29 protein-coding genes and 1 riboswitch are annotated in these 25802 nt (G+C 64.5%); of the genes, 20 read left to right on the plus strand and 9 right to left on the minus strand.

The window, feature by feature from the left end; translation table 11 throughout:
• Position 1: 1 nt before the first annotated feature.
• Positions 2 to 172, minus strand: coding sequence for a hypothetical protein (locus SJI00_RS04450; RefSeq protein WP_322460545.1), 171 nt, complete (start codon positions 170 to 172; stop codon positions 2 to 4).
• A gap of 418 nt (positions 173 to 590) precedes the next feature.
• On the opposite strand from SJI00_RS04450, the gene SJI00_RS04455 reads away from it, so the two are divergent.
• The gene (locus SJI00_RS04455; protein WP_322460546.1) at positions 591 to 1109 is read left to right on the plus strand and encodes a hypothetical protein; all 519 of its coding nucleotides are present in this window, start codon (positions 591 to 593) and stop codon (positions 1107 to 1109) included.
• Between the two features lie 250 nt (positions 1110 to 1359).
• On the opposite strand, the gene SJI00_RS04460 is transcribed toward SJI00_RS04455, so the two are convergent.
• Positions 1360 to 2682, minus strand: coding sequence for a mechanosensitive ion channel family protein (locus tag SJI00_RS04460; protein WP_322460547.1), 1323 nt, complete (start codon positions 2680 to 2682; stop codon positions 1360 to 1362).
• 108 nt (positions 2683 to 2790) lie between these two features.
• Between SJI00_RS04460 and SJI00_RS04465 the strand changes: the two genes are divergently transcribed.
• Positions 2791 to 4152: a DEAD/DEAH box helicase gene (locus SJI00_RS04465; protein ID WP_322460548.1), complete on the plus strand. Its 1362-nt coding sequence runs from the start codon at positions 2791 to 2793 to the stop codon at positions 4150 to 4152.
• Between the two features lie 56 nt (positions 4153 to 4208).
• Here the strand turns inward: SJI00_RS04465 and SJI00_RS04470 are convergent, their stop codons facing one another.
• A complete protein-coding gene (locus tag SJI00_RS04470) occupies positions 4209 to 4481 on the minus strand; it encodes a hypothetical protein (protein WP_322460549.1) in 273 nt (90 codons plus the stop codon).
• Between the two features lie 157 nt (positions 4482 to 4638).
• Here SJI00_RS04470 and SJI00_RS04475 point away from each other — a divergent pair, with 157 nt between their 5' ends.
• The gene (locus tag SJI00_RS04475) at positions 4639 to 5046 is read left to right on the plus strand and encodes a transcriptional regulator (RefSeq protein ID WP_322460550.1); all 408 of its coding nucleotides are present in this window, start codon (positions 4639 to 4641) and stop codon (positions 5044 to 5046) included.
• Positions 5047 to 5193: 147 nt separating this feature from the next.
• Here SJI00_RS04475 and SJI00_RS04480 read toward each other — a convergent pair whose 3' ends face one another.
• Together SJI00_RS04480 and SJI00_RS04485 are read right to left on the minus strand one after the other, a co-directional pair.
• Positions 5194 to 5448 (minus strand): DUF7660 family protein, encoded by a 255-nt coding sequence (locus SJI00_RS04480; RefSeq protein WP_322460551.1) that lies wholly within the window; start codon positions 5446 to 5448, stop codon positions 5194 to 5196.
• Between the two features lie 111 nt (positions 5449 to 5559).
• Positions 5560 to 6003, minus strand: coding sequence for a hypothetical protein (locus tag SJI00_RS04485; RefSeq protein WP_322460552.1), 444 nt, complete (start codon positions 6001 to 6003; stop codon positions 5560 to 5562).
• 310 nt (positions 6004 to 6313) lie between these two features.
• Here SJI00_RS04485 and SJI00_RS04490 point away from each other — a divergent pair, with 310 nt between their 5' ends.
• The 3 genes from SJI00_RS04490 to SJI00_RS04500 all read left to right on the plus strand — a co-directional run bounded on the left by SJI00_RS04490 (position 6314) and on the right by SJI00_RS04500 (position 8274).
• Complete coding sequence (locus tag SJI00_RS04490; RefSeq protein WP_322460553.1) at positions 6314 to 7240, plus strand: DMT family transporter; 927 nt, start codon at positions 6314 to 6316, stop codon at positions 7238 to 7240.
• Positions 7241 to 7441: 201 nt separating this feature from the next.
• A complete protein-coding gene (locus SJI00_RS04495) occupies positions 7442 to 7567 on the plus strand; it encodes a PA1414 family protein (RefSeq protein WP_322460554.1) in 126 nt (41 codons plus the stop codon).
• Positions 7568 to 7671: 104 nt separating this feature from the next.
• Positions 7672 to 8274, plus strand: coding sequence for a tRNA-uridine aminocarboxypropyltransferase (locus SJI00_RS04500; RefSeq protein ID WP_322460555.1), 603 nt, complete (start codon positions 7672 to 7674; stop codon positions 8272 to 8274).
• A 77-nt stretch (positions 8275 to 8351) separates the two neighbouring features.
• On the opposite strand, the gene SJI00_RS04505 is transcribed toward SJI00_RS04500, so the two are convergent.
• The 3 genes from SJI00_RS04505 to purM are packed head-to-tail and all read right to left on the minus strand — an operon-like array spanning position 8352 to position 10782.
• Positions 8352 to 9062 carry a DUF3108 domain-containing protein gene (locus SJI00_RS04505; protein WP_322460556.1) on the minus strand — a complete coding sequence of 237 codons (711 nt, stop codon included), beginning with the start codon at positions 9060 to 9062 and terminating at the stop codon, positions 8352 to 8354.
• A gap of 8 nt (positions 9063 to 9070) precedes the next feature.
• Positions 9071 to 9724, minus strand: coding sequence for a phosphoribosylglycinamide formyltransferase (gene purN, locus SJI00_RS04510; RefSeq protein WP_322460557.1), 654 nt, complete (start codon positions 9722 to 9724; stop codon positions 9071 to 9073).
• Positions 9724 to 10782: a phosphoribosylformylglycinamidine cyclo-ligase gene (gene purM, locus SJI00_RS04515; protein ID WP_322460558.1), complete on the minus strand. Its 1059-nt coding sequence runs from the start codon at positions 10780 to 10782 to the stop codon at positions 9724 to 9726. Before purM ends, purN begins: the two co-directional genes overlap by 1 nt.
• Positions 10783 to 11106: 324 nt before the next feature.
• Between purM and SJI00_RS04520 the strand changes: the two genes are divergently transcribed.
• The 4 genes from SJI00_RS04520 (at position 11107) to SJI00_RS04535 (ending at position 15054) form a co-directional block, all read left to right on the plus strand.
• Positions 11107 to 12186 carry a DUF2066 domain-containing protein gene (locus tag SJI00_RS04520; RefSeq protein ID WP_322460559.1) on the plus strand — a complete coding sequence of 360 codons (1080 nt, stop codon included), beginning with the start codon at positions 11107 to 11109 and terminating at the stop codon, positions 12184 to 12186.
• Positions 12187 to 12884: 698 nt separating this feature from the next.
• Entirely contained in the window at positions 12885 to 13589 is a 705-nt protein-coding gene (hda, locus tag SJI00_RS04525; protein WP_296269031.1) for a DnaA regulatory inactivator Hda, read from the plus strand.
• 140 nt (positions 13590 to 13729) lie between these two features.
• Positions 13730 to 14374 (plus strand): C40 family peptidase, encoded by a 645-nt coding sequence (locus tag SJI00_RS04530; protein ID WP_322460560.1) that lies wholly within the window; start codon positions 13730 to 13732, stop codon positions 14372 to 14374.
• A 137-nt stretch (positions 14375 to 14511) separates the two neighbouring features.
• Positions 14512 to 15054, plus strand: coding sequence for a C40 family peptidase (locus tag SJI00_RS04535; RefSeq protein WP_322460561.1), 543 nt, complete (start codon positions 14512 to 14514; stop codon positions 15052 to 15054).
• A gap of 75 nt (positions 15055 to 15129) precedes the next feature.
• Here SJI00_RS04535 and SJI00_RS04540 read toward each other — a convergent pair whose 3' ends face one another.
• Positions 15130 to 16440, minus strand: a complete 1311-nt coding sequence (locus SJI00_RS04540) for a PQQ-dependent sugar dehydrogenase (protein WP_416221002.1) — start codon at positions 16438 to 16440, stop codon at positions 15130 to 15132.
• Between the two features lie 485 nt (positions 16441 to 16925).
• A riboswitch (cobalamin riboswitch) is annotated at positions 16926 to 17130 on the plus strand.
• A gap of 122 nt (positions 17131 to 17252) precedes the next feature.
• Here SJI00_RS04540 and cobO point away from each other — a divergent pair.
• The 10 genes from cobO to SJI00_RS04590 all read left to right on the plus strand — a co-directional run bounded on the left by cobO (position 17253) and on the right by SJI00_RS04590 (position 25681).
• Positions 17253 to 17864, plus strand: coding sequence for a cob(I)yrinic acid a,c-diamide adenosyltransferase (cobO, locus tag SJI00_RS04545; RefSeq protein WP_322460563.1), 612 nt, complete (start codon positions 17253 to 17255; stop codon positions 17862 to 17864).
• The gene (locus SJI00_RS04550; protein ID WP_322460564.1) at positions 17861 to 19156 is read left to right on the plus strand and encodes a cobyrinic acid a,c-diamide synthase CobB; all 1296 of its coding nucleotides are present in this window, start codon (positions 17861 to 17863) and stop codon (positions 19154 to 19156) included. The genes cobO and SJI00_RS04550 overlap by 4 nt, the downstream gene beginning before the upstream one ends.
• A gap of 142 nt (positions 19157 to 19298) precedes the next feature.
• A complete protein-coding gene (bluB, locus tag SJI00_RS04555) occupies positions 19299 to 19949 on the plus strand; it encodes a 5,6-dimethylbenzimidazole synthase (RefSeq protein WP_322460565.1) in 651 nt (216 codons plus the stop codon).
• The gene (gene cbiB, locus SJI00_RS04560) at positions 19946 to 20854 is read left to right on the plus strand and encodes an adenosylcobinamide-phosphate synthase CbiB (protein ID WP_322460566.1); all 909 of its coding nucleotides are present in this window, start codon (positions 19946 to 19948) and stop codon (positions 20852 to 20854) included. Before bluB ends, cbiB begins: the two co-directional genes overlap by 4 nt.
• Positions 20847 to 21839, plus strand: a complete 993-nt coding sequence (gene cobD, locus SJI00_RS04565) for a threonine-phosphate decarboxylase CobD (RefSeq protein WP_322460567.1) — start codon at positions 20847 to 20849, stop codon at positions 21837 to 21839. The genes cbiB and cobD overlap by 8 nt, the downstream gene beginning before the upstream one ends.
• A complete protein-coding gene (locus tag SJI00_RS04570) occupies positions 21836 to 23290 on the plus strand; it encodes a cobyric acid synthase (protein WP_322460568.1) in 1455 nt (484 codons plus the stop codon). Before cobD ends, SJI00_RS04570 begins: the two co-directional genes overlap by 4 nt.
• Positions 23291 to 23293: 3 nt before the next feature.
• Positions 23294 to 23815 (plus strand): bifunctional adenosylcobinamide kinase/adenosylcobinamide-phosphate guanylyltransferase, encoded by a 522-nt coding sequence (cobU, locus tag SJI00_RS04575; RefSeq protein ID WP_322460569.1) that lies wholly within the window; start codon positions 23294 to 23296, stop codon positions 23813 to 23815.
• Entirely contained in the window at positions 23812 to 23976 is a 165-nt protein-coding gene (locus tag SJI00_RS04580; RefSeq protein WP_322460570.1) for a hypothetical protein, read from the plus strand. Before cobU ends, SJI00_RS04580 begins: the two co-directional genes overlap by 4 nt.
• On the plus strand, positions 23973 to 25112 hold the full coding sequence (locus SJI00_RS04585) for a nicotinate-nucleotide--dimethylbenzimidazole phosphoribosyltransferase (protein ID WP_322460571.1): 1140 nt from the start codon (positions 23973 to 23975) through the stop codon (positions 25110 to 25112). The genes SJI00_RS04580 and SJI00_RS04585 overlap by 4 nt, the downstream gene beginning before the upstream one ends.
• Entirely contained in the window at positions 25109 to 25681 is a 573-nt protein-coding gene (locus tag SJI00_RS04590) for a histidine phosphatase family protein (protein WP_322460572.1), read from the plus strand. The genes SJI00_RS04585 and SJI00_RS04590 overlap by 4 nt, the downstream gene beginning before the upstream one ends.
• The last annotated feature ends 121 nt before the right edge of the window (positions 25682 to 25802 follow it).

Raw genomic sequence — 25802 nt, forward strand, 5'->3', positions numbered from 1 at the left:
CCTATCGAGAAGCCACACGCTTGACCTTCGCGAAGCGAGCGTTGATGGTGTCGGCGCTTTCAGTGCTCAGGCTGCGCGCAAAGGCGCTCACAGTTTTATTGGAGCTGCGACGTTTCAAGACCTTGGACACAAGGTCTTTCTTACCTAATAAATTTTTGAGGAAAGCAGTCATAAATCCTCCTGATTCAAGGGGGCATTGTACATCAACCCCCCTAGGGCCTATCAACGCTGGGCTCAGCGCTTCTTGTAAGCGTCCGTAGAGCGGCTGCGATCCATGCACATTAGGCGATGTGCCAAGCCTTATCAACGCCCGTCACGCGGCGCATTGGCGACAAGTTCAGCAAAATATTTCAAATCATCAATCGATCCTGATCCGGTACGATCCAGATAGATCCTCGGACGCCGATCGACCGTAGCCCATTGAGCTCGCAACGGGCGAGTCGCCGATAGTGAGAAGCAGTCCTGGCGGTAGCTGATCAATCCCTGATCCGAGGGCGGAACTTCGTCATGCCCTGCAGTATCAGAAGGCCGTTCCGCCGTCTCACGAGTCCAACACGGTGAGGGCACGTCAAAAGATCAGGGAGCGATTGATGTACAAAACTCATAAGTTCGGCGGGTGTGTAGTGGTGTTGGGAGCATTGCTGCTGGGTGGTTGCAACTCGATTCTCTACGGCAAGCAGTACACCCTGCCTCAGCCGGGTGAGCCCTCGGCGACTGTGCGCATGAAATACGATCGCGACGCCAGGCTGGATATCATGACGTTCAACGACAAGGGCTGCTACGCGGGTTACACCACGGTTGTTGGCAGGGACGGTTACGTAGAATCCCCGGTCGCTGTGGGCAGGGAGCTGATCATGACCTATCGAAGCGAAGTTGGAGGCCTGCAATGCCAGGTTCCGTTCTCTTTCACGCCTGAGAAGGATGCTACCTATACCGTGGTCAATGGGACGTGGAGCGAACCAAGGAAAGGCGTGCTCTCCGTTATCAACCCCGACCAGCGTTTCTGCGGCGTGAACATCGTCAAGAAAGTTGGCGATCAGGAGAGCGTTGAGCCTGTCCAGCAGTTGCGGGTCGAGACTGGATTTGCCTGTCTCAAGTGGGTGAAATAGAGCTTGAGTGATGTTGCCAGGTTTATCTGGATAACAGCTCAACACCGCGTTTAGCAGTGGCAGCCTCCAATTGTCGCCTTGAGCGCTTCCCCGCTCATGGATGCGTCACTGAACCGTTAATGCGGCTTGTACGCGCGGGTGACCAAACCCGATCGCGTGAGTTGTGCAACGCTGGTAGATATCGCGCTTTGCGTGAGGTGGCGCAACCTGTGCACCACCTCCAACGCTCAGCCTGCCAAAATCGGCGGTGTCAGCTCCCCTGCTTTTCAAGCTCCACTTTCCGGCCCGCCCCCTCAAACTCCAACCGCTCAACCCGCTCCTCGCGCCCAGCAATCCCCACCCGCATATCCCGCCCCGTTGGCTGCTGATACAAACTCAGCCCAAACTCCGGCAGCACCGCCAGCAGATAATCGAAAATATCCCCCTGAATCCGCTCGTAATCCGCCCACGCCGTGGTGCGGGTAAAGCAGTACAGCTCCAGCGGCACGCCCTCGGCGGTGGCTTCCATCTGCCGCACCATGCAGGTCATGTTCTGGTGAATGTCGGGGTGGTTCTGCAGGTACGCCAGGGCGTAGGCGCGGAAGGTGCCGATGTTGGTGAGCTTGCGGCGATTGGCGGTGAGTTCTTCGACCAGGCCTTGGGCCTCGTTCCAGTCATGCACTTCCTTGCGCTTGGTGGTCAGGTAGTCGCCCAGCAGACGCACGTTGGTCAGGCGTTGTTCTTCTTCGTTGGTGAGGAAGCGCACGCTGGACACATCGATGCTCAGGCCGCGCTTGATACGACGCCCGCCCGATTGCTGCATGCCGCGGTAGTTGCGGAACGATTCGCTCATCAGGCGCCAGGTCGGAATCGACACGATGGTCTTGTCGAAGTTCTGCACCTTCACGGTGTTCAGGCTGATGTCCACCACATCGCCATCGGCGCCGACCTGGGGCATTTCGATCCAGTCGCCGACGTGCAGCATGTCGTTGCTGGTCAGCTGTACGCTGGCGACGAACGACAGCAGCGTGTCCTTGTAGACCAACAGCAGCACCGCCGACATGGCGCCCAGGCCCGACAGCAGCAACAGCGGCGATCGATCGATCAAGGTGGCGATGATGACGATGCTGGCAAGCACCCAGACCACCATCTTGGCCAGTTGCACGTAGCCCTTGATCGAGCGGGTGCGGGCGTGCTCGGTACGCGCGTAGATGTCGAGCAGGGCGTCGAGCAGGGAGGAAAACGCTAGTGTCACGAACAGCAGCGTGGTGGCCAGGGCCACATTGTCGAGGAAGTGCTCGGCCGTGGCGCTCAGTTGTGGCACCAGCTTCAGGCCGAACTGGATCACCAGCGACGGCACGGTCTGGGCCAGGCGATGCAGCACCTTGTTGTGGCGCAGGTCGTCGATCCAGCGCAGGGCATGCTGCTTGGCCAGCAGGCGGCCGCCGTGCAGCACCAGAAAACGGGCCGCGCGGCCGAGCACGAAGGCGATCAGCAGCAGCACGGCAAGGCCGAGGCCGGCGTGCAGGAGGGGGTGTTGGTCGAGGGTGCCCCAGACATCCAGGGCGTCGGTCCACAGTTGTTGGAAATTCATAAGCAATCAGCAAAGCCTGTGTAGCGGGATTGATGTGCAGCTCGGGTGCACGCGGGGGAGGGATGATGCCAAAAGAAATTCGGCTCCTACCGTGGAAAACGTTACCCTATGCAACTGAATTCCCGCTACTTGTCCGAGGTCATCTCCGTGTTTTCCCAACTCACCCTGCACGAACGCCTGCTCAAAGCCGTGGCCGAGCTTAACTTTGTCGAGCCGACCCCGGTGCAGGCGGCGGCCATTCCCTTGGCCCTCGAAGGGCGAGACCTGCGGGTCACGGCGCAGACCGGCAGTGGCAAGACCGCAGCCTTCGTGTTGCCGATCCTCAATCGCCTGATTGACCTCAAAGGCGCGCGCGTTGAAATTCGTGCGCTGATCCTGCTGCCGACCCGTGAGCTGGCCCAGCAAACGCTCAAGGAAGTGCAGCGCTTCGCCCAGTTCACCTACATCAAGGCAGGCCTGATCACCGGCGGTGAAGACTTCAAGGAACAGGCCGCCATGCTGCGCAAGGTGCCGGACGTGCTGATCGGCACGCCAGGGCGTCTGCTCGAGCAGCTCAATGCCGGCAACCTGGACCTGTCTCATGTGCAGGTGCTGGTGCTCGATGAGGCCGACCGCATGCTCGACATGGGCTTTGCCGAAGACATGGAGCGCCTGTGCCTGGAGTGCGCCAACCGCGAGCAGACCCTGCTGTTCTCCGCCACCACCGGCGGCGCGGCGCTGCGCGACATGATGGGCAAGGTGCTGAAGAACCCTGAGCACCTGATGCTCAACAGCGTCTCGCAACTGGCCGAAGGCACGCGCCAGCAGATCATCATGGCCGACCATGACCAGCACAAGGAACAGATCATTCAGTGGCTGCTGGCCAACGAGACGTACAAGAAAGCCATTATCTTCAGCAACACCCGGATCATGGCCGACCGCATCTACGGTCACTTGGTGGCCAAAGACGTGAAAGCCTTCGTGCTGCACGGCGACAAGGACCAGAAAGACCGCAAGCAGGCCATCGACCGCTTCAAGGAAGGCGGCTCGAAGGTGCTCGTGGCCACTGACGTCGCCGCCCGTGGCCTGGACGTCGAGGGCCTGGACCTGGTGATCAACTTCGACATGCCGCGCAGCGGTGACGAGTATGTGCACCGCATCGGCCGTACCGGTCGCGCCGGTGGCGAAGGCCTGGCGGTGTCGTTGATCACGCACAACGACTGGAACCTGATGTCGAGCATCGAGCGCTACCTCAAGCAGCAGTTCGAGCGCCGGGTGATCAAGGAAGTGAAGGGCACCTACAGCGGGCCGAAGAAGGTCAAGGCGTCGGGCAAGGCTGCCGGTGTCAAGAAGAAAAAGACCGACAAGAAAACCGGTGACAAGAAGGTCGCGGCTAAGCACAAGCCGTCGGCCAAGCCGAAGAAGAACGCACCGTTGGCCAGTGCCGATGGTATGGCGCCGCTGAAAAAGCGCGCACCGGCTGCCGAGTAAGCACGCAAGGCAGTGGGCATCGCGGTGTCAGGCCGCGGTGTCCTGACGGAGTCGAATCAACCGGCTCTTTTCTCGGCCGTTTTCAGTTCCTGCATCCTGCGCTCGATCAGCTGGCACTTGTCGGGCAAGTCCGCGCTGGCGCTGTCCAGCTTCATCGCTTGCAACTCTTCGTTGATCTCCTTGGCTTTTTGCGGGTCCTGCTCGGTGAGCTGGGTGACCAGGGCTGCCAGTTCCTCACGTTTGGCGGTGGCTTCTTCCAGGCTGCAGGCCCAGGCGGGCAGGGCGCACAGCAGAGCAGCGGCGCAGGCCAGGTTCAAAAGCGGTTTCATGGTGCATCCTCCATTGCCGATGTCAGCGGTGGAGCCGTCCCGATCGGCGAAGTTCCGCGAAACTGACTGAGTAGTCAGTTCGGTATCGTTCTGAACACCACTTCGTCATGCCGGTCCCAATCATGTCATTCATCCGTTGCTTCGCGAGGTTACGCCGATGTCTAGCTATGACTGGGACTTGATCGAACGCCTGCTCCATGAAGTGCAAAACGGTGCGGGCGAAAACTTCACACCACGCCCTTACGCCGAACAGCATGCCGCTGCCAAGGCCGCCGCTGGCGAGCCTGTCGAGGATGTCGATCAGCTCAAGCGCCGTGCTTGCGAGTACGAGAAACTGTTGCTCGAGCGCGGTTTCATCGATCACCGACCGGAAAGTGAAGGGGGTAATGGCGAAAACTTCGTGCTCACGCCGCTCGGTTCACGGTTGCTGAGTTTGATCGACAGCAGCATTCCGGGGTTCGAGCATCCGCGTCAGGTGCTGCAAGAGCAGCCCGATGCGTTGGATCCGACTACCTTCGAAGATGTCTCGGCCAAGGCGCAAATCGCCGGAGGGGCGTGCCAATAAGTGTGAGCTCAAAGGCTTCACCTATGAAATCGAGCCGTGGTTGTCTAGGTGTATGGACGACCACGGCCTACATCGCATGGGTGTTCGATTGGGTTTGCGCCAGCGTAGATGAACAGTGTTCGACTGGAGGCTGCCCAGCAGTCGCGATTACTCATAGATCTTGCCGCAGTACAGGAAAACAGCGAACTGCTGCCACGGATTGGACGCCTGCAACCCTTGGCTGATGCCGAAGTCACTGTCTTCGGCCCAGGCAATGGCACTTTCCAGGAACGCCTCAACTCTGTGGTTCTGCCAATCCGCGCCGCCAGCAGGGCATGCTGTTTTGTCTGCCATGAGTGCACGCGCAAAGTGCAAGAAAGTCTGATCGTCATGCACCTGATGGAGCAGGGCTTGCAAATCCATTGCTGTGTGTCCTTTTAGCCTGAGAGAGCGGTGTGCGGGGGCACGTCGGTGGGTGCTTGAATGTCCGGTTGTAGTGCAGCGGCTGGAGGCTGGATCGACCTGGCTCGGCTATCAGCGCATGTCCCCCATTCCACCGAAATCCAAGTAGCCCTCGGCAGTGACCGCGAAGCACCATGTCCCGGACGAGTCGAAGAAGTAATGATGCTGCGGAACATCGTTGACCACATAGGCCAAAAACTCCGGAAAAACCTCAGGCCTGATCGACAGTGCAATGTCCAGCGCCGCGTCGTTGATATAGAAAATCTCCTCGCATTCGGATAGCGCGTTCAACACGTCGCATTCTTTCAGGAAGGCATTCAATTGCGGCTCGCAGTCGGCCTGGCGTAGATCTAAGGGCGTTGTGCTGTGCCAGTCCAGCTGCCCCCATGCGATCTTCGACCCCTTCCAAGGAAGAGCATTGGACAGTATGTCGGCTACCGGCGCCCAGTCTTCGATCACTCTGGGTTGGGGACTGAATCGCTTGATATCCATCAGCACCTGGTCTTCGATGTTCACGTGGATGTCCCTGTCATTCGAACGTTGGTCAAGTAGCCTTTGCCGTTAATGACTGATGGCCTTCGCAACTAGCAGCGTGGAAGGATCGCACAGTTCACTTCTTCAATCAGGGTTACCGAAGCCTCACGGTGCACACCCTGTGCAATTCCGAGCCCAGTTCGACTGCCCACCAAATGATCCTGGTGGTGTCGGCTTGTGCTCCAGACTTTTCGTGTGAACCCTGGCGGGTGAACGGTCTGCGCCGGATAATCCCCGTTTCCATGTTTTGATGAGCCATTGCCATGCCCACGCTCCACGTTCGAGGCCACTGATGAACGCAGAACGCAAACAACCCGATCGCTTCGCTTTTCAGTTGATGCTGCTGCTGTGCCTGGTCTGGGGCAGTCAGCAGGTCATGATCAAGTGGGCGGCGCCCGACATCGCACCCGTGATGCAGGCGGCCTTTCGCAATGGCATCGCCGGGCTGCTGGTCGGCGTGCTGGTGTGCTGGCGGCGTGAGTGGACGCAGTTCGCGGATACTTGGCGGGCAGGGTTGTTGGGCGGTGCGCTGTTCGGCCTGGAGTTCATGTTCATCGCCGAGGGGCTGAAACTCACTTCGGCGGCGCACATGTCGGTATTCCTCTACACAGCGCCCATCTTCACAGCCCTTGGCTTGCATTTCATGCTGCCCGCCGAGCGTTTGCGCCTGTTGCAGTGGCTGGGCATTGCGCTGGCATTCGCCGGCATTGCCTTCGCGTTCACCGGTGGCCATTCGCTGGAGGGGATGGACGGCCGGGTGCTGCTGGGTGATGCGTTCGGGGTGCTGGCGGGGCTGGCCTGGGGCGCGACGACGGTGGTGGTGCGCGGCTCGCGGTTATCGGAGGCGCCGGCATCCCTGACTTTGCTTTATCAATTGCTGGTGGGTGCCCTGGGGCTGCTGCTGGTCGCCCTGTTCAGTGGCCAGGTCACGGATGTCACTTGGACGCCGCTGGCCCTCGGCAGTGTGCTGTTCCAAGGGGTGGTCGTATCGTTCGTCAGCTACCTGACGTGGTTCTGGCTGTTGCGCAAATACCTGGCATCGAACCTCGCGGTGTTTTCGTTCATCACGCCGCTGTTCGGTGTGAGCTTTGGCGTGGTGTTGCTGGGCGAGCCGCTGAGTCTCAACTTCGTACTGGGCGCGGTGATGGTGCTGGGCGGGGTGGTGCTGGTCAGTGCGGAGCCCTGGGTGCGACGTCAGTTGCGGCGCTGGCTGCGGTGAATGCGCAGCTGCGGTCCGATGATGGCAACAAGGGGAAACAGTTGGCCGACCGTCGGAACTGGCCGGCAGGCCTTGAACCAAGGCAAACTTAACTCCATCTGTAGGATTAGTAGCATGCGTCGTGCAAGACTACGGACTATGATCTGTACGAAGCATCGCAGTATCGATTTGCCGCAAGGCTTTCCCGTCAAGGGGGCAACCATGAACGACCGTATGCATAACTGGCTCCACGACCTCGCTGTTGCACTGGGCCTGATTCCACCGCCGCTGCAACCGGTACCGATTCCCGCTGACAAAGACCGCGACCGCCGGCCACGGCGTCGTTGATCGTAAAGCCGACCCTGATCTGCAGGCGTCGGCTTTTTTCTGCCCACACGTAGGGCAGGCTTTCCTGTGAGTTGTGGCACACTGCCGCGCTTCAGGAGAAGCCCATGTCCCGACCCCGCTGCGAGCGCTGCCTGCGCCCGCTCACCCACTGCCTTTGTGCGCTGATTCCACGGCTCGAGAGCCGCCACCGTGTGTTGCTGTTGCAGCATCCGAGTGAGAGCTCGCACGCCTTGAACACGGCGCGGTTGGCGGCACTCGGGTTGGTCAACGCGCAGTTGTCGGTGGGCGAAGTGTTTACGCAATTGCCGCAGTGGCTGGCGGCGCCCGGGTATCGGCCGGTGCTGTTGTTCCCAGGCGACGGCGCCTTGCCCCTCCACACCCTGGCGGCGGACGACAGCGACACGCCGTTATTGCTGGTAGTGCCTGACGCCACCTGGCGCAAGGCGCGTAAGTTGCTGTACCTCAACCCGTTACTGGACGCCCTGCCGAAGGTCACGCTGCGAGGCGGCGGCGTGTCACGCTATCGCGTGCGCAAGGCGCCGGCCAGCGACGCATTATCGACCATCGAGGCGGTGGCCCAGGGGTTGAACGCGCTGGAGGGGAATGATCGATTCGATGCGTTGCTCAAGCCATTCGAGGCGTTGATCGACGGACAGATTGCAGCGATGGGGGTTGAGACATTTGCGCGTAATCACGGTGGCGGATAGCGTAAAAAGCCTGTTGTTCAGACAAAAAAGCCCCGCACGAAGCGGGGCTGATTGGCTGCGCTTTGACGCTGGGCGCCTTAGCTGCCTTTGACCGACTTGCCGTCCACCGTGCCGTCCTGCAGCACGATCACGTACTCCTTGCCATCGGTTTCCACCTGGCGCAGTTGCACCAGCAGGTAGTCCCAGCTCTTGGCGAACCACAGCTCGGTGATGCGTTTGCTCTGGCTTGGGTCACGTACGCGCTCGACCTTGATGGCATCGACGTTGCCGGTCTTGGTGGCGACTTTTTCGGTGCCCAGCACGCGGAAGTCATAGGTGTCGATCTCGTCACCGTCGACGACCTGGTAGCTCATGCTTTTCTTGCCTGCGGCGAGGTCATGCTGCAGGGCCAGTTGGTACGACGACTTGTCGAGCACGCCACGGTTGAGCGGCAGGCTGACTGCATCGCCGCGGTCGCTACCGGTGACCTTCTTCGAAGCCCAGTCGAAGTTCAGGTCGACCTTCTTGGCCTTGCCCAGGCCGCCGCGCTCGAAGTGATAGGTCTGCGGCTGCAGGGTATCGCCTTCCATGCGCACGGTGCTTTGCTCGGTCAGGCTGGCGATCATCATCGACGCCTTGAAGTTGAGGTCCCAGGTGCCATTGGCGTTCTTCACCAGGCTACGCTCGGCGGTGCCACTCATGGGCAATTGCTTCCAGTCGGCGGTGTAGCTGGCCGAGAAAGGCTTCAGTTCAGCTGCCTGCAGCGGCAGGGCAAGCACGGCGAGAGCCAAGAGCAGGGCACGACGCATACGTTCTCCTAAAGTCGGATCAAATGACCGCTGGCCGGCAGCGGTAAGCCATCGAGTAAGGCACCCTGGTCGCCAAGACGCAAGCGCCCCTCGGCGAACCAGCGCACGGCCAGCGGATAGATCTGGTGTTCCTGGTGGTGTACGCGCTGGGCCAGGCTCTGCGCGGTGTCGCCAGGTTCAACGGGAATCACTGCCTGTACGACCAAAGGCCCGCCATCGAGTTCCTCGGTGACGAAGTGCACGCTGCAGCCGTGCTCGGTGTCGCCCGCATCCAGAGCCCGCTGATGGGTGTGCAGGCCTTTGTACAGCGGCAGCAAGGAAGGATGGATATTGAGCAGGCGACCCTGGTAGTGGCGCACGAAGTCGCCACTGAGGATGCGCATGAAACCGGCGAGAATCACCAGGTCGGGCCGGAAGCCATCGATCAGCGCCATCAGCGCGGTATCGAAGGCTTCGCGCCCGTCGAAACCTGTATGGTCGAGCAGGGCGGTGGCGATGCCGGCCGCCTCGGCGCGTTGCAGGCCATAGGCATCGGCGCGGTTGGCGATCACGCCGCAGACCCGCACCTGGCTGCCTTCGGTGTGGCTGCTGTCGATCAGGGCTTGCAGGTTGCTGCCCGAACCGGACAGCAACACCAGCACATTGCACAAAGCGTTGGGCATCAGTGTGCCTTGACGTTCTGCAACAGCACTTGCGCAGCGCCTTCAGCGGCCTGCTCGATGCGGCCGATGACCCACGGCTGTTCGCCGGCATCACGCAGCGAGGCGAGGGCGACCTCGACCTGATCCTGGGCCACGCAGATGACCATGCCGACGCCGCAGTTCAGTACGCGGTGCATTTCGTGCTCGTCGACGTTGCCTTTTTCCTGAAGGAAATCGAACACGATCGGGCGCTGCCAGCTGGCCACGTCGACCACGGCCTGGGCGTTCTTTGGCAATACGCGCGGGATGTTGTCCAGCAGACCGCCACCGGTGATGTGGGCCATGGCCTTGACGGCGCCGGTCTGCTTGATCAGTTGCAGCAGCGGCTTGACGTAGATGCGCGTCGGCGCCATCAGCAGGTCGGCCAGCGGGGTGCCGTCGAGCTCGGTAGCGTCGATGTCGGTGCCGGAGACTTCGAGGATCTTGCGGATCAGCGAGTAGCCGTTGGAGTGCGGGCCGGACGACGGCAGGGCGATCAGCGCGTCACCGGTGGCGACCTTGGAACCGTCGATGATCTCGGCCTTTTCCACCACGCCCACGCAGAAGCCGGCCAGGTCGTAGTCTTCGCCTTCGTACATGCCGGGCATTTCAGCGGTTTCACCGCCCACCAGCGAGCAGCCCGCCAGTTCGCAGCCGGCGCCGATGCCGGTGACCACGGTGGCGGCCACGTCGACGTTGAGCTTGCCGGTGGCGTAGTAGTCGAGGAAGAACAGCGGCTCGGCGCCGCACACGACCAGGTCGTTCACGCACATGGCGACCAGGTCCTGGCCGATGCTGTCGTGCTTGTTCAGGTTCAGCGCCAGGCGCAGCTTGGTGCCGACGCCGTCGGTGCCGGAGACCAGCACAGGCTGCTTGTAGCCGGCCGGGATCTCGCAAAGGGCGCCAAAGCCGCCCAGGCCACCCATGACTTCAGGGCGTGCGGTGCGCTTGGCCACGCCCTTGATGCGTTCGACCAGTGCTTCGCCGGCGTCGATGTCTACACCGGCGTCCTTGTAGCTCAGGGAGGGTTGCTTGCTCATTGATCCAGGCCTTTAACGGGGAGGGATTCAGGAAAACGACCCTGACAGGCAAGGCCGGCGATGAGTGGCCAGCTGCCGGAGACGTCAGCGGTCTGCGAAGGCGCGCGATTTTATCAGGGTTGCCTCGCAGCGGCCATCCTCAGGCCGACGGGCAGGGTGGTAAATAGCTAAAAATCTGCCAGCGCCATGCGTAGGTGCAATGCTTTGTATACCGTGGGAAAAGGCGCTGGAGGGCACGGCAGGATTTCCCCAGGGTTGCCAGCACTGATTCGATCCGCCAGGCTTCGCCGCCGCACCTTCCATCGACCGAAACAGGAACGCCGCATGCGCTTGATCACCTGCCTGATGGGGGCCAGCCTGGCCCTGCTCGCCAGCCTCGCCCAGGCTGATACCGTGGCCGGCCTGTACCAGGTGCGCGAGCCGGTGCCGGGCCAGGGCGAACAGGCCCGCGCCGAGGCCACCGGCCATGCCTTCGACACCCTCGTCCAGCGCTTGACCGGCGATGCCAAGGCCGCGCAGAGCCCGGCCCTGGCCAGCCTGCGCCAAGACCCGCAGCCGATCATCAGCCAGTTCGGCTTCGAGGGCGGCACGCCGGAAACCCTCTTGGTGGAATTCGATCCCGGCAGCACCGAGCGCGCCTTGCGCAAGGCCGGGCTGGCGCTGTGGGGCAGCAACCGGCCGTCCATCCTTGGCTGGTGGCTGTTCGAGACTGTCGATGGCAGCCACTGGGTCGGCGATGGCCAACCCAACGCCAAGGCCTTGCGCCGCGCGGCGCAGCATCGCGGTCTGCCGCTGCGCTTGCCGCTGGCCGATCTGCAAGAGCAATTGCTGGCCGACGCCAAGCAGTTGGAGGGCAACAACCCTGCTGCATTGCGCGAAGCCTCGGAGCGCTATGGCGCCAATGCCCTGTTGGCGGTTCACGCGCAGCAGGCTGAGGGCCAATGGCAGGCCAGGTGGCAGTTGTGGCTGGGTGATCAGCGTGACCAGGGCACGGCCGAAGGCGCCGACCCCGCGGCGTTGGCCGATGCCGTGATGCTGGCGATCGGCACGCGTCTGGCCCCGCGCTATGTGGTGCGCCCGGGCAGCAGCGGCAGCGTGCAGGTGCGCGTACAGGACATGAACCTGGCGCGCTACGCTGAGCTGGGTCGTGTACTGGAGGCCTATGCGCCGAGGCTGCAACAGGTCACGGGCGATACCCTGACCTACGCGGTGAGCGGCAACCGCGAGCAACTGCGGGCGCAGCTGGCACTGGGCACGCTTCAGGAAATCCAGAGCGCCGCTGAGCCCGTGCCGGCGGGAGCAGCGCCAGTAGCGACGGCCCCTGCGATCACGGCGAGCGGGGCTGATAATGAGCCGACAGCGGCGCCGGAGCCGGCATTCGAGGGGCTGCAGTTCCGCTGGTAGACGGGCTGATCGGCACAGCACTCGGAACGGCACCGCACGGTCCGGTTCAGGCCTGGCGCGAAGCGGTGGCAGGTTTGCACCGGCTGCGCCGGCCATCGCGGCAGTAGCCGCTCTACAGGTTGCTGCGGCTCGAGCCCACTGTGTAGCGAGCTCGCTCGCGATGGACGCCAACGTTGACGCGGACTCCTGCCAGAGCGCGGTGCCTGGGCATTTTTCGCTGCTGCCGGCAATCCAATCTGGACTGCGGCTTGAGCCCACTGGAGCGAGCTTGCTCGCGATGGACGTCAACTATGACGCGAACGCCTGACACAGCGCGATACCTGGACCTTTTTCGCCAGCAAGCTCGCGCCTACAGGCTGCTGCGGTTCGAGTCCAATCTGGGCGGCCGGTCCGGCGCTCCGCGCAGTCGCGATGGGCACCGCAGTCGCCCGGGTGCAGACGCTGCCGAATGACCGACAGCATGCAGTGGCAGTCATTGGGGCGCGCTGCGGCCCATCGCTTCTCTATAAACAGCATGGCCCAGGCCTGCATAAACCGCACACCTGCGGCCTACGACCGCCTGAAACCTGGTCGCATCACCCAAGCCCTTGATTTTCCTACCGCTCCCCGACACCGTGATTGTGCGCCCTGCACAGCAGGTATAGACTTTGCCGTCTTTTCACCTAAGGCCCCCTGGGTCCTCGTGACCGCCCGCCAGCATGAAACCGATCCAGTTGCCCTTAGGTGTGCGTCTGCGCGACGACGCCACCTTCATCAACTACTACCCAGGCGCCAATGCTGCCGCGCTGGGCTATGTCGAGCGGCTTTGCGAGGCCGATGCCGGCTGGACCGAAAGCCTTATCTATCTGTGGGGCAAGCAAGGCGTCGGGCGCTCGCACCTGTTGCAGGCCGCTACCCATCGCTTTCAGCAGTTGGGTGAGCCGGCGGTCTACCTTCCCCTGGCGCAATTGCTCGATCGCGGTATCGAGTTGCTCGACCACCTGGAGCAGTTCGAGCTGGTGTGCATCGACGACCTGCACGTCATCGCCGGCAAGGCCGATTGGGAAGAGGCCATGTTCCATCTGTTCAACCGCTTGCGCGACAGCGGCCGCCGCCTGCTGCTGGCTGCCTCCAGCTCCCCCCGTGAGCTGCCGATCCGCCTGCCGGACCTCAAATCGCGCCTGACCCTGGCGCTGATCTTCCAGATGCGCGGCCTGTCCGACGAAGACAAACTGCGCGCCCTGCAACTGCGCGCCTCGCGTCGTGGCCTGCAGATGACCGATGAGGTCGGGCATTTCATCCTCACCCGCGGTACGCGCAGCATGAGCGCGTTGTTCGACCTGCTGGAGCGGCTTGACCAGGCGTCGTTGCAGGCGCAGCGCAAGCTCACAATCCCGTTTCTCAAAGAAACGCTGGGCTGGTAATTGGTGCGCAAAGTATCGATTCGTTGCCTTTGATCTCGGTCAAAACAAAAAGTCACATTTATTTCGATAAAATTTGCATATCACTCCGATAGACGGCATAGTTTCCCCCTTCCAAAACCACCCAAGCCACGGTCGTGCCCATGCTAAATCGCTTCGCACCCCTCGTGCCTCTTGCACTCGTGACCCTTCTTTTTGGCTGCGCCTCTCAACAAGCGCCTACTTCACAGCCACAGGTCACCCCGCACGTCGCCACCCAGGCTCAATTCAAGGCCAAGCCATCGGCCTCTTCCGTCTTCACCGAGCAGGATCTTGCTGACTTCGAAGACGAACAACCTACGTTCTCCAGCAGCGGCCAGCCTTATCAGATGCCGGTCTTGGCAGACAGCATCCTTGAGCGCGGCAAAGAACTGATCGGCACCCGCTACCGCTTTGGTGGCACCTCCGAGCAATCGGGCTTTGACTGCAGTGGCTTCATTGGCTACTTGTTCCGTGAAGAAGCCGGCATGTCGCTGCCGCGCTCTACCCGCGAAATGATCAACGTCGATGCGCCCAAAGTGGCGCGCAACAAGCTCAAGCCTGGCGACTTGCTGTTCTTCAGCACCAACGGTCGCGGCCGTGTCAGCCACGCCGGCATCTACCTGGGTGACAACCAGTTCATCCACTCCAGCAGCCGCCGCAGCGGTGGTGTGCGCATCGACAGCCTGGGCGATCGCTACTGGAGCAAGACCTTCATGCAAGCCAAACGCGCCTTGGCCATGGCACCGACCCATATCGCACGCAACTAATCGCGTAGCGTTGTGGTCGGTACACACGGCGGTTAGCTGAAAAGCTAACCGCCGTGCGCATTTACAGAATACGTCTAATCTAACTTCTCAACTCTTTTCGGCTGTGGCCGACCCGTTCCCGACAGGACGTTCCGACCATGAAGACAATGGTGCGCCTTGCTTTGCTGATGTCCGCTGCAGTGCTGGCTGCCTGTTCCACTCAGGCGCCGGCCCCCGCTCCAGCCCCGGTGATCAAGCCCAAAATTACCTTCAATGCGCAGCCGAGTTTCTCGCCGGTCGCGTCTGACGTGCTGTTCCGGGCCATTGGTCTGGTCGGCACGCCGTATCGCTGGGGTGGTAACACGCCGGATTCGGGCTTCGATTGCAGTGGCCTGATCAAGTACGTGTACAACGACGCCGCCGGCATCAGCCTGCCGCGCTCAACGCGGGAAATGATCGTGATGCGCGCGCCGAGCGTGAACATCAATGCGCTGCAGTCAGGCGACATCGTGTTCTTCGCGACCAACGGCGGTTCGCAGGTGAGCCATGCGGGGATCTATGTCGGGGAAGGGCGCTTCGTGCATGCGCCGCGCACCGGCGGTACGGTGCGCCTGGACTATCTGTCCAACAGCTACTGGTCGAAGGCGTATCTGCAGGCCAAGCGCATCATTCCCGCGGGGCATCTGGCGCAGAATCCGTAACGGCATTGGCTGCCAGCAGTCAGCACGGGTGGATCGGTTGAGCGAACCGACCCACCCGTGCTGCGTTTCACACCTTTATTTAGCGCTGGCAGTGACCCGCCAGATCACATTCCCCACATCATCAGCCACCAGCACACCGCCGCGCGGATCATTCACCACGCCCACGGGTCGGCCCATCGCCTTGCCCTCCTCATTGACGAACCCGCCGAGCAGGTCCATCGGCTGGCCCGTCGGTTTGCCTGCGTCATCGAAGGGGACGAACAGCACCTTGTAACCGCTGAGCGGTTTGCGGTTCCACGAGCCGTGCTGGCCGATCAGTGCCCCTTGGCTGAACGGCGCGGGCAGGGCACCCGGCTGGATGAAGGTCAGGCCCAGCGAGGCGGTGTGCGGGCCCACGGCGTAGTCCGGCGCTAACGCGCTGGCGACTTTGGCAGGGTCTTGTGGGTTGACGCGTGTGTCGAGGTGCTGGCCGTAGTAGCTGTAGGGCCAACCATAGAAACCGCCATCCTTGACCGAGGTGATGTAGTCGGGTACCAGGTCGCTGCCGATCTCGTCGCGCTCGTTGACGGCCGTCCACAGCGCACCGCTGTGCGGCTCCCAGGCCAGGCCGTTGGGGTTGCGCAGGCCTGAGGCGAACAGACGCTGCTTGCCGCTGGCAGGGTCGACCTCCCAGATCGCGGCGCGGCCTGCTTCCTTGTCCAGACCGTTTTCGCCGACGTTGCTGTTGGAGCCGACGGTGACGTACAGCTTGGTGCCGTCCGGGCTGGCAATGACGTTCTTGGTCCAGTGGTGATTGAGCGAGCCGCCGGGCAGGTCGACAACTTTCGTTCCTGGATCACGAATCTGCATGGCGCCTTCTGCGTAGTGGAAGCGCAACAGTCGATCGGTGTCGGCCACGTAGAAGTTGTTGCCCACCAGGGTCATGCCGAACGGCGAGTTCAGCCCCTCGATGAACGGCGTGCGGATTTCTGCCACACCATCATGGTCAGCGTCGCGCAACAGCGTGATGCGGTTGGCGCTCGGAACGCCGGCGCCCGCGCGTTGCATCACCTTCTCGGTGATCCAGCCGAGCAGGCCGGCGCTGTCATCGGGCTTGGGCGGCGCATTGGTTTCGGCCACCAGCACGTCGCCGTTGGGCAGCACGTACAGCCAGCGCGGGTGGTCGAGGTCTGTGGCGAAGGCCTGGACCTGCGTACCCTTGGCCGCCACCGGCTTACCGCCGTTGGGCCAGCCGATGGCGGGGGCAATGTTGACGGTGGGGATCAAGGTCTTGTTCGGTGCTGGTAGTTTGGGTGCCGGGCCCATACCGTCAGACACCTGCAGCCGGGCAGATTCGCCGCAGGCGACCAGGCTGGTAGTCAAGGCAAGAAGCAAACCGATACGCATCTGGAACATGCACGAACCCTCCGCAAATGGGACACCGCTTCAAAATCAGAGGCCGCCGGGGAGGGTGTAGTTCAGTTGCGATGGGTGCCCTGCCAGTGCCCGGCGCCGGGATCAGGCCGGCTGCGCGGGCCATCGCGGCAGTCGGCGCTCCTACTCCGTAGGCTCGAGCAGTAGTCCAGGCTGGACTCGAGCCGCAGCAACCTGTAGGCGCGAGCTCGCTCGCGAAAAACGCCCAGGCACCGCGCTGTGTCAGGTGTTCGCGTCAATGTTGAGGTCCATCGCAAGCGAGCTCGCGCCTACAAATTGGACTCGAGCCGCAGTTCAGGCTTGAGCCGCAGCAATCTATAGGCGCGAGCTCGCTCGCGAACAGCCGACCTGGCACAGGCAGCACGGGCTGCTCTGTCAACCTCCTCTGGCGCCTGGCGCCGCCTAGAATCACTGCGCTCACCACCCACTTCATTGACGCTCCGAGTGCAACCCTCTAACCTTCGCCGTTTGTTTCAGGTGCCCCATGGACATGCTGCCAACGGGGTGAAACTGGGAAGCCGGTGGGTGCGTTGCACGCACGAATCCGGCGCTGCCCCCGCAACGGTAGGTGAGTCAGGCCTCGCGCAAGCACAACGCGCACAAGGCCGCTGGGCCAAGGCCCCGCTCACGAGCCCGGAGACCGGCCTGTCACTGCCTAACGGCATCACGGAGGGTGATGCGCGGTGCTCCGTGGCCTCGGCCATGGCTGCTGCGCGCCCCTGTGCCTGCCTGCCTTATCGACCTGTCGGCGCTCGCTTGAAGCGCCACGGCCCGCGGAGACCCCCATGAGCGAATCCCCCGAGCGCGACGAGCGCCACCTGGCGCGCATGCAGCGCAAGAAAGCGGTGATGGATGATCGCATCGCCAACTCCCCTAACGAGTGCGGCCTGTTGCTGGTACTGACCGGCAATGGCAAAGGCAAAAGCAGTTCGGCCTTTGGCATGCTCGCCCGGGCCATGGGCCACGGCATGCGCTGCGGCGTAGTGCAGTTCATCAAGGGCCGCAACAGCACCGGCGAAGAGCTGTTTTTCCGACGCTTCCCCGAGCAGGTCAGCTACCACGTGATGGGCGAGGGCTTCACCTGGGAAACCCAGGATCGTCAACGCGACATCGCCGCCGCCGAAGCCGCGTGGGCTGTCTCCAGGCAGTTGCTGCAAGACCCGACCGTGCAGTTCGTGGTGCTCGATGAACTGAACATCGCCCTCAAGCACGGCTATCTGGATCTGGACCAGGTGCTCAGCGACATCCAGGCCCGCCCGCCCATGCAGCACGTGATCGTCACCGGTCGCGGCGCCAAGCCCGAGTTGAACGAGCTGGCCGACACCGTGACCGAGATGGGTGTGCTCAAACATGCCTTCCAGGCCGGAATTCGCGCACAAAAGGGCGTTGAGCTGTGAGCGAACCGCGTCACTGCCCGGCGGTACTGATCGCGGCGCCGGCTTCTGGGCAAGGCAAGACCACCGTCACTGCCGCCTTGGCGCGGCTGCACCGCAACCTCGGCCGCACGGTGCGGGTATTCAAATGCGGCCCCGACTTTCTCGACCCGATGATTCTCGAACGCGCCAGTGGCGCGCCGGTGTATCAGCTCGACATGTGGATGATCGGCGAAGCCGAAAGCCGCCGCCTGCTCTGGCAAGCGGCCGCCGAGGCCGACCTGATCCTCATCGAGGGCGTGATGGGCCTGTTCGACGGCACGCCTTCCAGCGCCGACCTGGCCCGGCATTTCGGCGTACCGGTGCTGGCGGTGATCGACGGCACGGCCATGGCCCAGACCTTCGGCGCCCTGGCCCTGGGCCTGGCGCACTACCAACCCGACCTGCCGTTCGCCGGCGTGCTGGCCAACCGGGTGGGCAGCCTGCGTCATGCACAGCTGCTCGAAGGCAGCCTGACGCAAGGGCTGCGCTGGTACGGCGGCCTGTCGCGCGAGCGCGGCATCGAGCTGCCCAGCCGCCACCTGGGTCTGGTGCAGGCCAGCGAGCTGAATGACCTCGACCTGCGCCTGGACGCCGCCGCCCAAGCGCTGGGCGACAGCTGCGACGCTGCGCTGCCGCCCGCGGTGACGTTCCAGGCGCCGCAGCCGGTCGCCATCGCCCCCGCACTGACTGGCGTGAGCATTGGTATTGCCCGTGACGAAGCCTTCGCCTTCGCCTACGGCGCCAACCTCGACCTGTTGCGCGCCCAGGGCGCCACGCTGCACTTCTTCTCACCGCTGCATGACCAGGCGCTGCCGCCGGTCGACAGCCTGTACCTGCCGGGCGGCTACCCCGAACTGCACCATCACGCCCTGGCGGCCAACGTGCCAATGCTGGCCGCCATCCGCGCCCACCATGCGGCAGGCAAACCGCTGCTGGCAGAATGCGGCGGGATGCTCTATCTGCTCGATGCACTGACCGACGTCGCCGGCGAGCGCGCCGAACTGCTGGGCCTGCTGCCGGGCGAGGCGACCATGCAGAAGCGCCTGGCCGCCCTGGCCCTGCAAGCGGTGACGCTGCCCGAAGGCACCCTGCGCGGGCACACGTATCATCATTCCCTGACCACCACCGAGCAGACGCCCATTGCCCGCGGCCTGAGCCCCAATGGCGGGCGCGGCAACGAAGCGGTCTATCGCCGAGGGCGGATGACCGCGTCTTACGTGCACTTCTATTTTCCTTCCGACCCCGAGGCGGCCGCCGCGCTGTTGCGACCATGAGCGAGCAAGGTTTCAGTGGCCTCGAGCGCGCCGGCGCCTGCGCCAGCATCGGGGCGCTCCAGCGCCAGGGCCGGCTGAAGGCGGCCCTTCTCCAGGTTTCTTTGCCCTCCGACCCCGAGGCGGCCATCGCGCTATTACGCCCATGAACGAACACGCTTTCAGCGCCGCCGAGCGGGCTGCGGTCTACCGCGCCATCGGCGAGCGCCGTGACATGCGCCACTTTGCCGGCGGCGAGATCGCCCCCGAGTTGCTGCACCGCCTGCTCAGCGCCGCACACCAGGCGCCCAGCGTCGGCTTGATGCAGCCTTGGCGTTTCATTCGTATCACCCAGCGCGCCTTGCGCAGCCGCATCCAGGCGCTGGTGGAGGCCGAACGGCTGCGCACCGCCCAGGCCCTGGGCGAGCGCTCCGATGCCTTCATGCAGCTCAAGGTGGAAGGCATACATGAGTGTGCCGAAGTGCTGGTCGCCGCCTTGATGGACCAGCGCGAGGCGCACATCTTCGGCCGCCGCACCCTGCCGGAAATGGACTTGGCCTCCTTGGCCTGCGCCATCCAGAACCTTTGGCTGGCCGCTCGCGCGGAGGGGTTGGGCATGGGCTGGGTGTCATTGTTCGAGCCCCAGGCACTGGGTGATCTGCTGGGCCTGCCCGCAAGCGCCAAAGCCGTCGCCGTGTTGTGCCTGGGTCCGGTGACGCAATTCTACCCCGCCCCCATGCTGGTGCAGGAACACTGGGCCCAAGAGCGCCCGCTGGCCGACATGCTCTTCGAGAACCAGTGGGGGGAACGTCCATGAGCGTCGCCATGCTGACCGTGGCCGGGGTGGCGCTGGACGCCTTGCTCGGCGAACCCACGCGGCGTCATCCGCTGGTGGGGTTCGGCAATTTCGCCAACGCGCTGGAGCGTCGGCTCAACCCCGGTGGCCGAGGCTGGCGTAGCCATGGCGTGAGCGCCTGGTGCCTGGCCGTGCTGCCGCTCACCCTGCTGGCGCTGATCCTCTCCTGGCTGCCGGTGATCGGCTGGCTGGTCGATGTGCTGGCGCTGTACTGCGCGCTGGGCTTGCGCAGCCTGGGCGAGCACGTGCTACCGGTGGCCCATGCGCTGCGCCAAGGCGATCTGGGCGAGGCGCGGCGGCGGGTCGGCTATCTGGTCAGTCGCGAAACCGCCGAGCTGGATGAGCCCGCCGTGGCTCGCGCAGCCACCGAGTCGGTGCTGGAAAACGGCAGCGACGCGGTCTTCGCCACGCTGTTCTGGTTCGTCGTGGCCGGTGCCCCGGGTGTGGTGTTGTACCGCTTGAGCAATACCCTCGACGCCATGTGGGGGTATCGCAATGCGCGCTTCGAGCGCTTCGGCTGGGCGGCTGCACGCATCGACGATGTGCTCAATTACCTGCCGGCGCGGCTGGTGGCGCTGACCTACGCGCTGTTGGGCAAGACCCGCCTGGCGCTCACCTGCTGGCGCCGCCAGGCACCGCGATGGGACAGCCCCAATGCCGGGCCAGTGATGGCCTCTGGCGCTGGCGCACTGAGCGTCGCGCTGGGTGGGCCTGCGGTCTATCACGGCGAGCTGCACGAGCGCCCGCAGCTGGGCGAAGGCCCGGCGGCCGATGCCAGCGCCATCGAGCGCGGCTGGGACCTGGTGCAGCGCGGCGTCTGGCTGTGGCTGCTGATGATCTGCGTAGGGGCGTACCTGAATGCTTGAGCATGGCGGACGGCTGCTGCGGGCCAGCCAGCACTATGCTATCGCCCGCGAACACTGGCTCGACCTGTCCAGCGGCATTGCCCCCTGGGCCTACCCGATTCCACCGATCCCCCATGAGGCCTGGGCACGCTTGCCGGAGACCGAAGATGGCCTGGAGCAAGCAGCCCGTCTTTACTACGGCGCCGCGCAGGTGCTGCCCGTGGCCGGCTCGCAGGCCGCCATCCAAGCCTTGCCGTTGATGCGCACACGCAGCCGCGTCGGCGTGCTCAGCCCGTGTTACGCCGAGCACCCGCACGCGTGGAGGCGGGCAGGGCACGACCTGATCGAACTGGCGGACCACGAGGTCGACAGCGCCCTCGATCAGCTCGACGCGCTGGTCCTGGTCAACCCGAACAACCCCACCGGGCGCCTGATTACCCGTGCGCGCTTGCTCGACTGGCATGCCCGCCTGGCCGCACGCGGCGGCTGGCTGGTGGTGGACGAGGCATTCATCGACAACGACCCCGGTGAAAGCCTGGCGGCGTTCAGTGAGCGCCCGGGGCTGATCGTGCTGCGCTCGTTCGGCAAGTTCTTCGGTTTGGCCGGGGTGCGGCTGGGCTTTGTGCTCGCCGACATCAGCCTGTTGCAGCGGCTGGCCGAGCACCTGGGGCCCTGGACCCTCGCCGGCCCCACACGCGTACTGGGGCAAGCGTGCCTTACCGCCGCCGCCACTCACGACCTGCAGCGCATCCGCTGCGCCGCCGCCAGCCGGCGCCTGGCCGAGCTGTTGACCCGGGCCGCCTTGGCGCCCACCGGTGGCTGCGACCTGTTCCAGTACCTTCGAACAGCCCAGGCGCCGCAGTTGCACGACTTCCTGGCCCGGCGCGGCATCCTCGTGCGCCTGTTCACCGAGCCTGCCGCCCTGCGCTTGGGCCTGCCGCCGACCGCTGCAGACGAACTGCGCCTGGATCAGGCGCTGGCCGCTTATCACAAGGACCGCCAATGACCACCCTGATGGTGCAGGGCACCACCTCCGATGCCGGCAAAAGCACGCTGGTCACCGCGCTGTGCCGCTGGCTGTTACGCCACGGCACGCCGGTGGTCCCGTTCAAGCCGCAGAACATGGCGCTCAACAGCGCCGTCACCGCCGAGGGTGGCGAGATCGGTCGCGCCCAGGCGGTACAAGCGCAGGCTTGCCGCCTGACCCCGCATACCGACATGAACCCGGTGCTGCTCAAGCCCAACAGCGACACCGGCGCCCAGGTGATCATCCATGGCCGCGCCGTGGCCAGCATGAACGCCGTGGCGTATCACGAGTACAAGGCCATTGCCCTGCAGGCGGTGCTGGCCTCGCATCAGCGCTTGCAGGCGCAGTACCCGGTGGTGATGGTCGAAGGCGCCGGCTCGCCGGCCGAGATCAACCTGCGCGCCGGTGACATCGCCAACATGGGCTTTGCCGAAGCGGTCGACTGCCCAGTGATCCTGGTCGCCGACATCAACCGCGGCGGCGTCTTCGCCCATCTGGTCGGCACCCTGGAGCTGCTCTCGCCGAGCGAGCAGGCGCGGGTAAAGGGCTTCGTCATCAATCGCTTTCGTGGCGACATCGCCTTGTTGCAACCGGGCCTGGATTGGCTTGAAGCGCGTACCGGCAAGCCGGTACTGGGCGTGTTGCCCTTCGTCAACGACCTGCACCTGGAAGCCGAAGACGGCATCGACCGCCGGCAGACCGCCAAAGCCGCGCAGGTGTTGAAAGTGATCGTTCCGGTGCTGCCGCGCATCAGCAACCACACCGATTTCGACCCGCTGCGCCTGCACCCGCAGGTCGACCTGCAGTTCATCGGCCCCGGCCAGGCGATTCCAGCCGCTGACCTGATCATCCTGCCCGGCTCGAAAAGCGTGCGCGGCGACCTGGCGCAACTGCGTGCCGCGGGCTGGGACGCGGCCATCGCCCGACACCTGCGCTATGGCGGCAAGCTCATCGGCATCTGCGGCGGGTTGCAGATGCTCGGCCAGGCGCTGCACGACCCGCACGGCCTCGAAGGGCCGGCGGGCAGCAGCGCTGGGCTGGGCTTGCTCGACTACAGCACGGTGCTGGAGCACGAAAAGCAGCTGCGCAACGTGCAGGGCGTGTTGGGCCTGGCGCAGGTGCCGGTGACGGGGTATGAGATTCACGCGGGGGTCAGCAGCGGGCCTGGGCTGGCCCGCGCGGCGGTGCAACTGGCAGACGGGCGCGCTGACGGTGCGCTGAGCGCGGATGGACAGATTTTTGCCACCTACCTGCACGGCCTTTTCGAAGGCCGCGAGTCGTGCGCCGCGCTGCTGCGCTGGGCGGGGCTGGAGGCGGTGCAGGAGGTGGATTACCACGCCCTGCGCGAGCGCGACATCGAGCGTCTGGCCGATCTGGTCGAGGCGCATCTGGACACTGATGTGTTACGTCACCTGTGTGGAGTCGCCTGAACCATGCACAGCTTCATTCTGGGCGGCGCCCGTTCGGGCAAGAGCCGCCTCGCTGAGCGCCTCGCGGCCGACAGCGGCCTGGCAGTGACCTACATCGCCACCAGCGCGCCGCTCGATGGCGAGATGCATGAGCGGGTGCGTCTGCACCGTGCGCGACGGCCCGCCGAGTGGGCGCTGGTCGAAGAGCCCTTGGCCTTGGCGCAGGTGCTGCGCGCCACGGCGCGCGAAGACCGTTGCCTGCTGGTGGACTGCCTGACCCTGTGGCTGACCAACCTGCTGATGCTCGAAGACACTGCCCGTGTGGACGCCGCGTGCGAGGCGTTGCTGGACTGTCTCGAAGGCCTGCCGGGCCGGGTGATTCTGGTCAGTAACGAGACCGGCCTGGGGGTCGTCCCGTTGGGCGAACTGACCCGCCGTTACGTCGACCTGGCCGGCACGCTGCACCAGGCGGTGGCCGCGCGCTGCCAGCAGGTGGTGCTCAGCGTGGCCGGCCTTCCCCTGATGTTGAAAGGACCTCCCGTATGACTCGACCCGCGTGGCGTGAAGCCTGTCGTTGCGTAGACGCTGCGGTGCTCGCCACCGCCTCGGCGCGCCTGCAGCCACTGATCGAACCCACTGACTCGCAGGCGGCGGTCGCTGTGCGTCTGCCCGGCCTGCCCCTGACGCTGAAAGGACCTGTTGTATGACCCCACTCTGGTGGCGTGAGCCTTGCCGTGCCGTAGACGCTGCGGCCGTTGCCCTGGCCGAGGCGCGGCAGCGGCAACTGACCAAGCCCACCGGCTCGCTCGGCCAACTGGAGGCGCTCGCGGTGCGCCTGGCTGGCTTGCAGGGCTGTGAGCGACCGAGCCTGGAACGCGTGGCGATTGGCATTTTTGCCGGGGATCACGGCGTGGTGGCGGAAGGTGTCTCGGCTTATCCGCAAGCGGTGACCGGGCAGATGCTGGGCAATTTCGTGGGCGGTGGCGCGGCGATCAGCGTATTGGCGCGGCAGTTGAAGGCGACGTTGGAGGTGGTCGACCTGGGCACCGTCGATCCAGAGCTGAACCTGCCCGGTGTGCGCCATCTGCGTCTGGGCGCCGGCACTGACAACTTCCTGCGTGGCCCGGCGATGACCGAGGCGCAGGTGGCCGCCGCCTTGCACGCAGGGCGCGACACCGTATGGCGTGCCCAGGCGGACGGCGCCCACGTGTTCATCGGCGGCGAAATGGGCATCGGTAACACCACGGCTGCAGCGGCGCTGGCCAGCGTGTTGCTGGGCTGTGCGCCGAGCAGGCTGACGGGCCCGGGCACCGGGCTGGACGCGGCCGGGGTCAAGCACAAGGCGGCGGTGATCGAGCAGGCCTTGGCGCTGCATGGGCTGGCGCCGGACGACCCGTTGCGCGCCTCGGCGCAGCAGGGGCTGGCGGCAGACCACCCACGCCGCGCGGGGAGGTTGCCTGAGCGGGCCCCGGACGCGCCATTGCAGGCCTTGACCTGCGTGGGCGGCTTCGAGATCGCGGCACTGGCCGGCGCCTATCTGGCCTGTGCCCAAGTCGGCATCGCGGTGCTGGTCGACGGATTCATCTGCAGCGTCGCGGCCTTGCTGGCCACGCGCCTGAATCCGGGTTGCCAGCCGTGGCTGCTGTACGCCCACAGCGGCGCCGAGCCAGGCCATGCGCGCGTGCTCGCGGCGTTGCAGGCCGAACCGCTGCTGCAACTGGGGCTGCGCCTGGGCGAGGGCAGTGGCGCCGCGCTGGCGGTGCCGCTGTTGCGTCTGGCCTGCGCGCTGCATGGGCAGATGGCGACCTTTGCCGAAGCCGCCGTGGCGGATCGCCCGGTATGATCCTCGACCTCCTACGCCACGGTGAAACCGAGCTGGGCGGCGGCCTGCGCGGTAGCCTGGACGATGCCTTGACCGACCTTGGCTGGGCGCAGATGAATGCTGCGGTGGCCCAGGGCGGGCCTTGGGACGTGTTGCTCTGCTCGCCGTTGCAACGTTGCGCACGCTTTGCCGACGCGTTGGGCGAGCGCCTGGGGCTGCCGGTTGAGGTGTCGGCCGGATGGCGCGAGTTGCATTTCGGTGAGTGGGAAGGCCGCAGCGCGGCGCAGATCATGCAAACCGCGCCTGAGGCGCTGGGGCAGTTCTGGTCCGACCCTTATGCCTACACCCCACCGGGCGGGGAGCCGGTCGCAGCCTTTGCCGAGCGTGTGCAGCAGACGCTGCGTACGGCTCGCCAGCAGCACGCCGGCCAACGTGTGTTGCTGGTGACCCACGGCGGCGTGATGCGCCTGCTGCTGGCCCAGGCCCGCGGGCTGCCGCGCCAACAGCTGTTGCAGGTGGAGGTGGCCAACGGCGCGCTGCTACGCCTGGACCTGGGCGCGCTCGATCAACACGCCGTGGGTGTGCATTGAGGTGCTGTGGTGGGTCCTGGCTGCGTATGGGCAGCCTGCCATTGCCGTGCATGGACGAGCGGTGGCTTGACCTGTCCGCCTGGGATCGACACCGCGCTGGAGCCTATTAAGGTGCTGTGAC

The sequence above is a fragment of the Pseudomonas gebzensis genome (genome assembly GCF_034427815.1).
GTDB lineage: Bacteria > Pseudomonadota > Gammaproteobacteria > Pseudomonadales > Pseudomonadaceae > Aquipseudomonas.

Bases quoted from the DNA above. Each gene is read 5' to 3' on its own strand.
- SJI00_RS04465 (WP_322460548.1), top strand. From the start codon at position 2,791: ATGCAACTGAATTCCCGCTACTTGTCCGAGGTCATCTCCGTGTTTTCC.
- SJI00_RS04450 (WP_322460545.1), bottom strand. From the start codon at position 172: ATGACTGCTTTCCTCAAAAATTTATTAGGTAAGAAAGACCTTGTGTCC.
- bluB (WP_322460565.1), top strand. From the start codon at position 19,299: ATGAACGAACACGCTTTCAGCGCCGCCGAGCGGGCTGCGGTCTACCGC.
- SJI00_RS04585 (WP_322460571.1), top strand. From the start codon at position 23,973: ATGACCCCACTCTGGTGGCGTGAGCCTTGCCGTGCCGTAGACGCTGCG.
- SJI00_RS04495 (WP_322460554.1), top strand. From the start codon at position 7,442: ATGAACGACCGTATGCATAACTGGCTCCACGACCTCGCTGTTGCACTG.
- SJI00_RS04505 (WP_322460556.1), bottom strand. From the start codon at position 9,062: ATGCGTCGTGCCCTGCTCTTGGCTCTCGCCGTGCTTGCCCTGCCGCTG.
- SJI00_RS04520 (WP_322460559.1), top strand. From the start codon at position 11,107: ATGCGCTTGATCACCTGCCTGATGGGGGCCAGCCTGGCCCTGCTCGCC.
- SJI00_RS04480 (WP_322460551.1), bottom strand. From the start codon at position 5,448: ATGGATTTGCAAGCCCTGCTCCATCAGGTGCATGACGATCAGACTTTC.
- SJI00_RS04475 (WP_322460550.1), top strand. From the start codon at position 4,639: ATGTCTAGCTATGACTGGGACTTGATCGAACGCCTGCTCCATGAAGTG.
- SJI00_RS04500 (WP_322460555.1), top strand. From the start codon at position 7,672: ATGTCCCGACCCCGCTGCGAGCGCTGCCTGCGCCCGCTCACCCACTGC.
- purM (WP_322460558.1), bottom strand. From the start codon at position 10,782: ATGAGCAAGCAACCCTCCCTGAGCTACAAGGACGCCGGTGTAGACATC.
- cbiB (WP_322460566.1), top strand. From the start codon at position 19,946: ATGAGCGTCGCCATGCTGACCGTGGCCGGGGTGGCGCTGGACGCCTTG.
- SJI00_RS04580 (WP_322460570.1), top strand. From the start codon at position 23,812: ATGACTCGACCCGCGTGGCGTGAAGCCTGTCGTTGCGTAGACGCTGCG.
- purN (WP_322460557.1), bottom strand. From the start codon at position 9,724: ATGCCCAACGCTTTGTGCAATGTGCTGGTGTTGCTGTCCGGTTCGGGC.
- SJI00_RS04540 (WP_416221002.1), bottom strand. From the start codon at position 16,440: ATGCGTATCGGTTTGCTTCTTGCCTTGACTACCAGCCTGGTCGCCTGC.
- cobD (WP_322460567.1), top strand. From the start codon at position 20,847: ATGCTTGAGCATGGCGGACGGCTGCTGCGGGCCAGCCAGCACTATGCT.
- hda (WP_296269031.1), top strand. From the start codon at position 12,885: ATGAAACCGATCCAGTTGCCCTTAGGTGTGCGTCTGCGCGACGACGCC.
- SJI00_RS04490 (WP_322460553.1), top strand. From the start codon at position 6,314: ATGAACGCAGAACGCAAACAACCCGATCGCTTCGCTTTTCAGTTGATG.
- SJI00_RS04535 (WP_322460561.1), top strand. From the start codon at position 14,512: ATGAAGACAATGGTGCGCCTTGCTTTGCTGATGTCCGCTGCAGTGCTG.
- SJI00_RS04530 (WP_322460560.1), top strand. From the start codon at position 13,730: ATGCTAAATCGCTTCGCACCCCTCGTGCCTCTTGCACTCGTGACCCTT.
- SJI00_RS04455 (WP_322460546.1), top strand. From the start codon at position 591: ATGTACAAAACTCATAAGTTCGGCGGGTGTGTAGTGGTGTTGGGAGCA.
- cobU (WP_322460569.1), top strand. From the start codon at position 23,294: ATGCACAGCTTCATTCTGGGCGGCGCCCGTTCGGGCAAGAGCCGCCTC.
- SJI00_RS04570 (WP_322460568.1), top strand. From the start codon at position 21,836: ATGACCACCCTGATGGTGCAGGGCACCACCTCCGATGCCGGCAAAAGC.
- SJI00_RS04470 (WP_322460549.1), bottom strand. From the start codon at position 4,481: ATGAAACCGCTTTTGAACCTGGCCTGCGCCGCTGCTCTGCTGTGCGCC.
- SJI00_RS04460 (WP_322460547.1), bottom strand. From the start codon at position 2,682: ATGAATTTCCAACAACTGTGGACCGACGCCCTGGATGTCTGGGGCACC.
- cobO (WP_322460563.1), top strand. From the start codon at position 17,253: ATGAGCGAATCCCCCGAGCGCGACGAGCGCCACCTGGCGCGCATGCAG.
- SJI00_RS04590 (WP_322460572.1), top strand. From the start codon at position 25,109: ATGATCCTCGACCTCCTACGCCACGGTGAAACCGAGCTGGGCGGCGGC.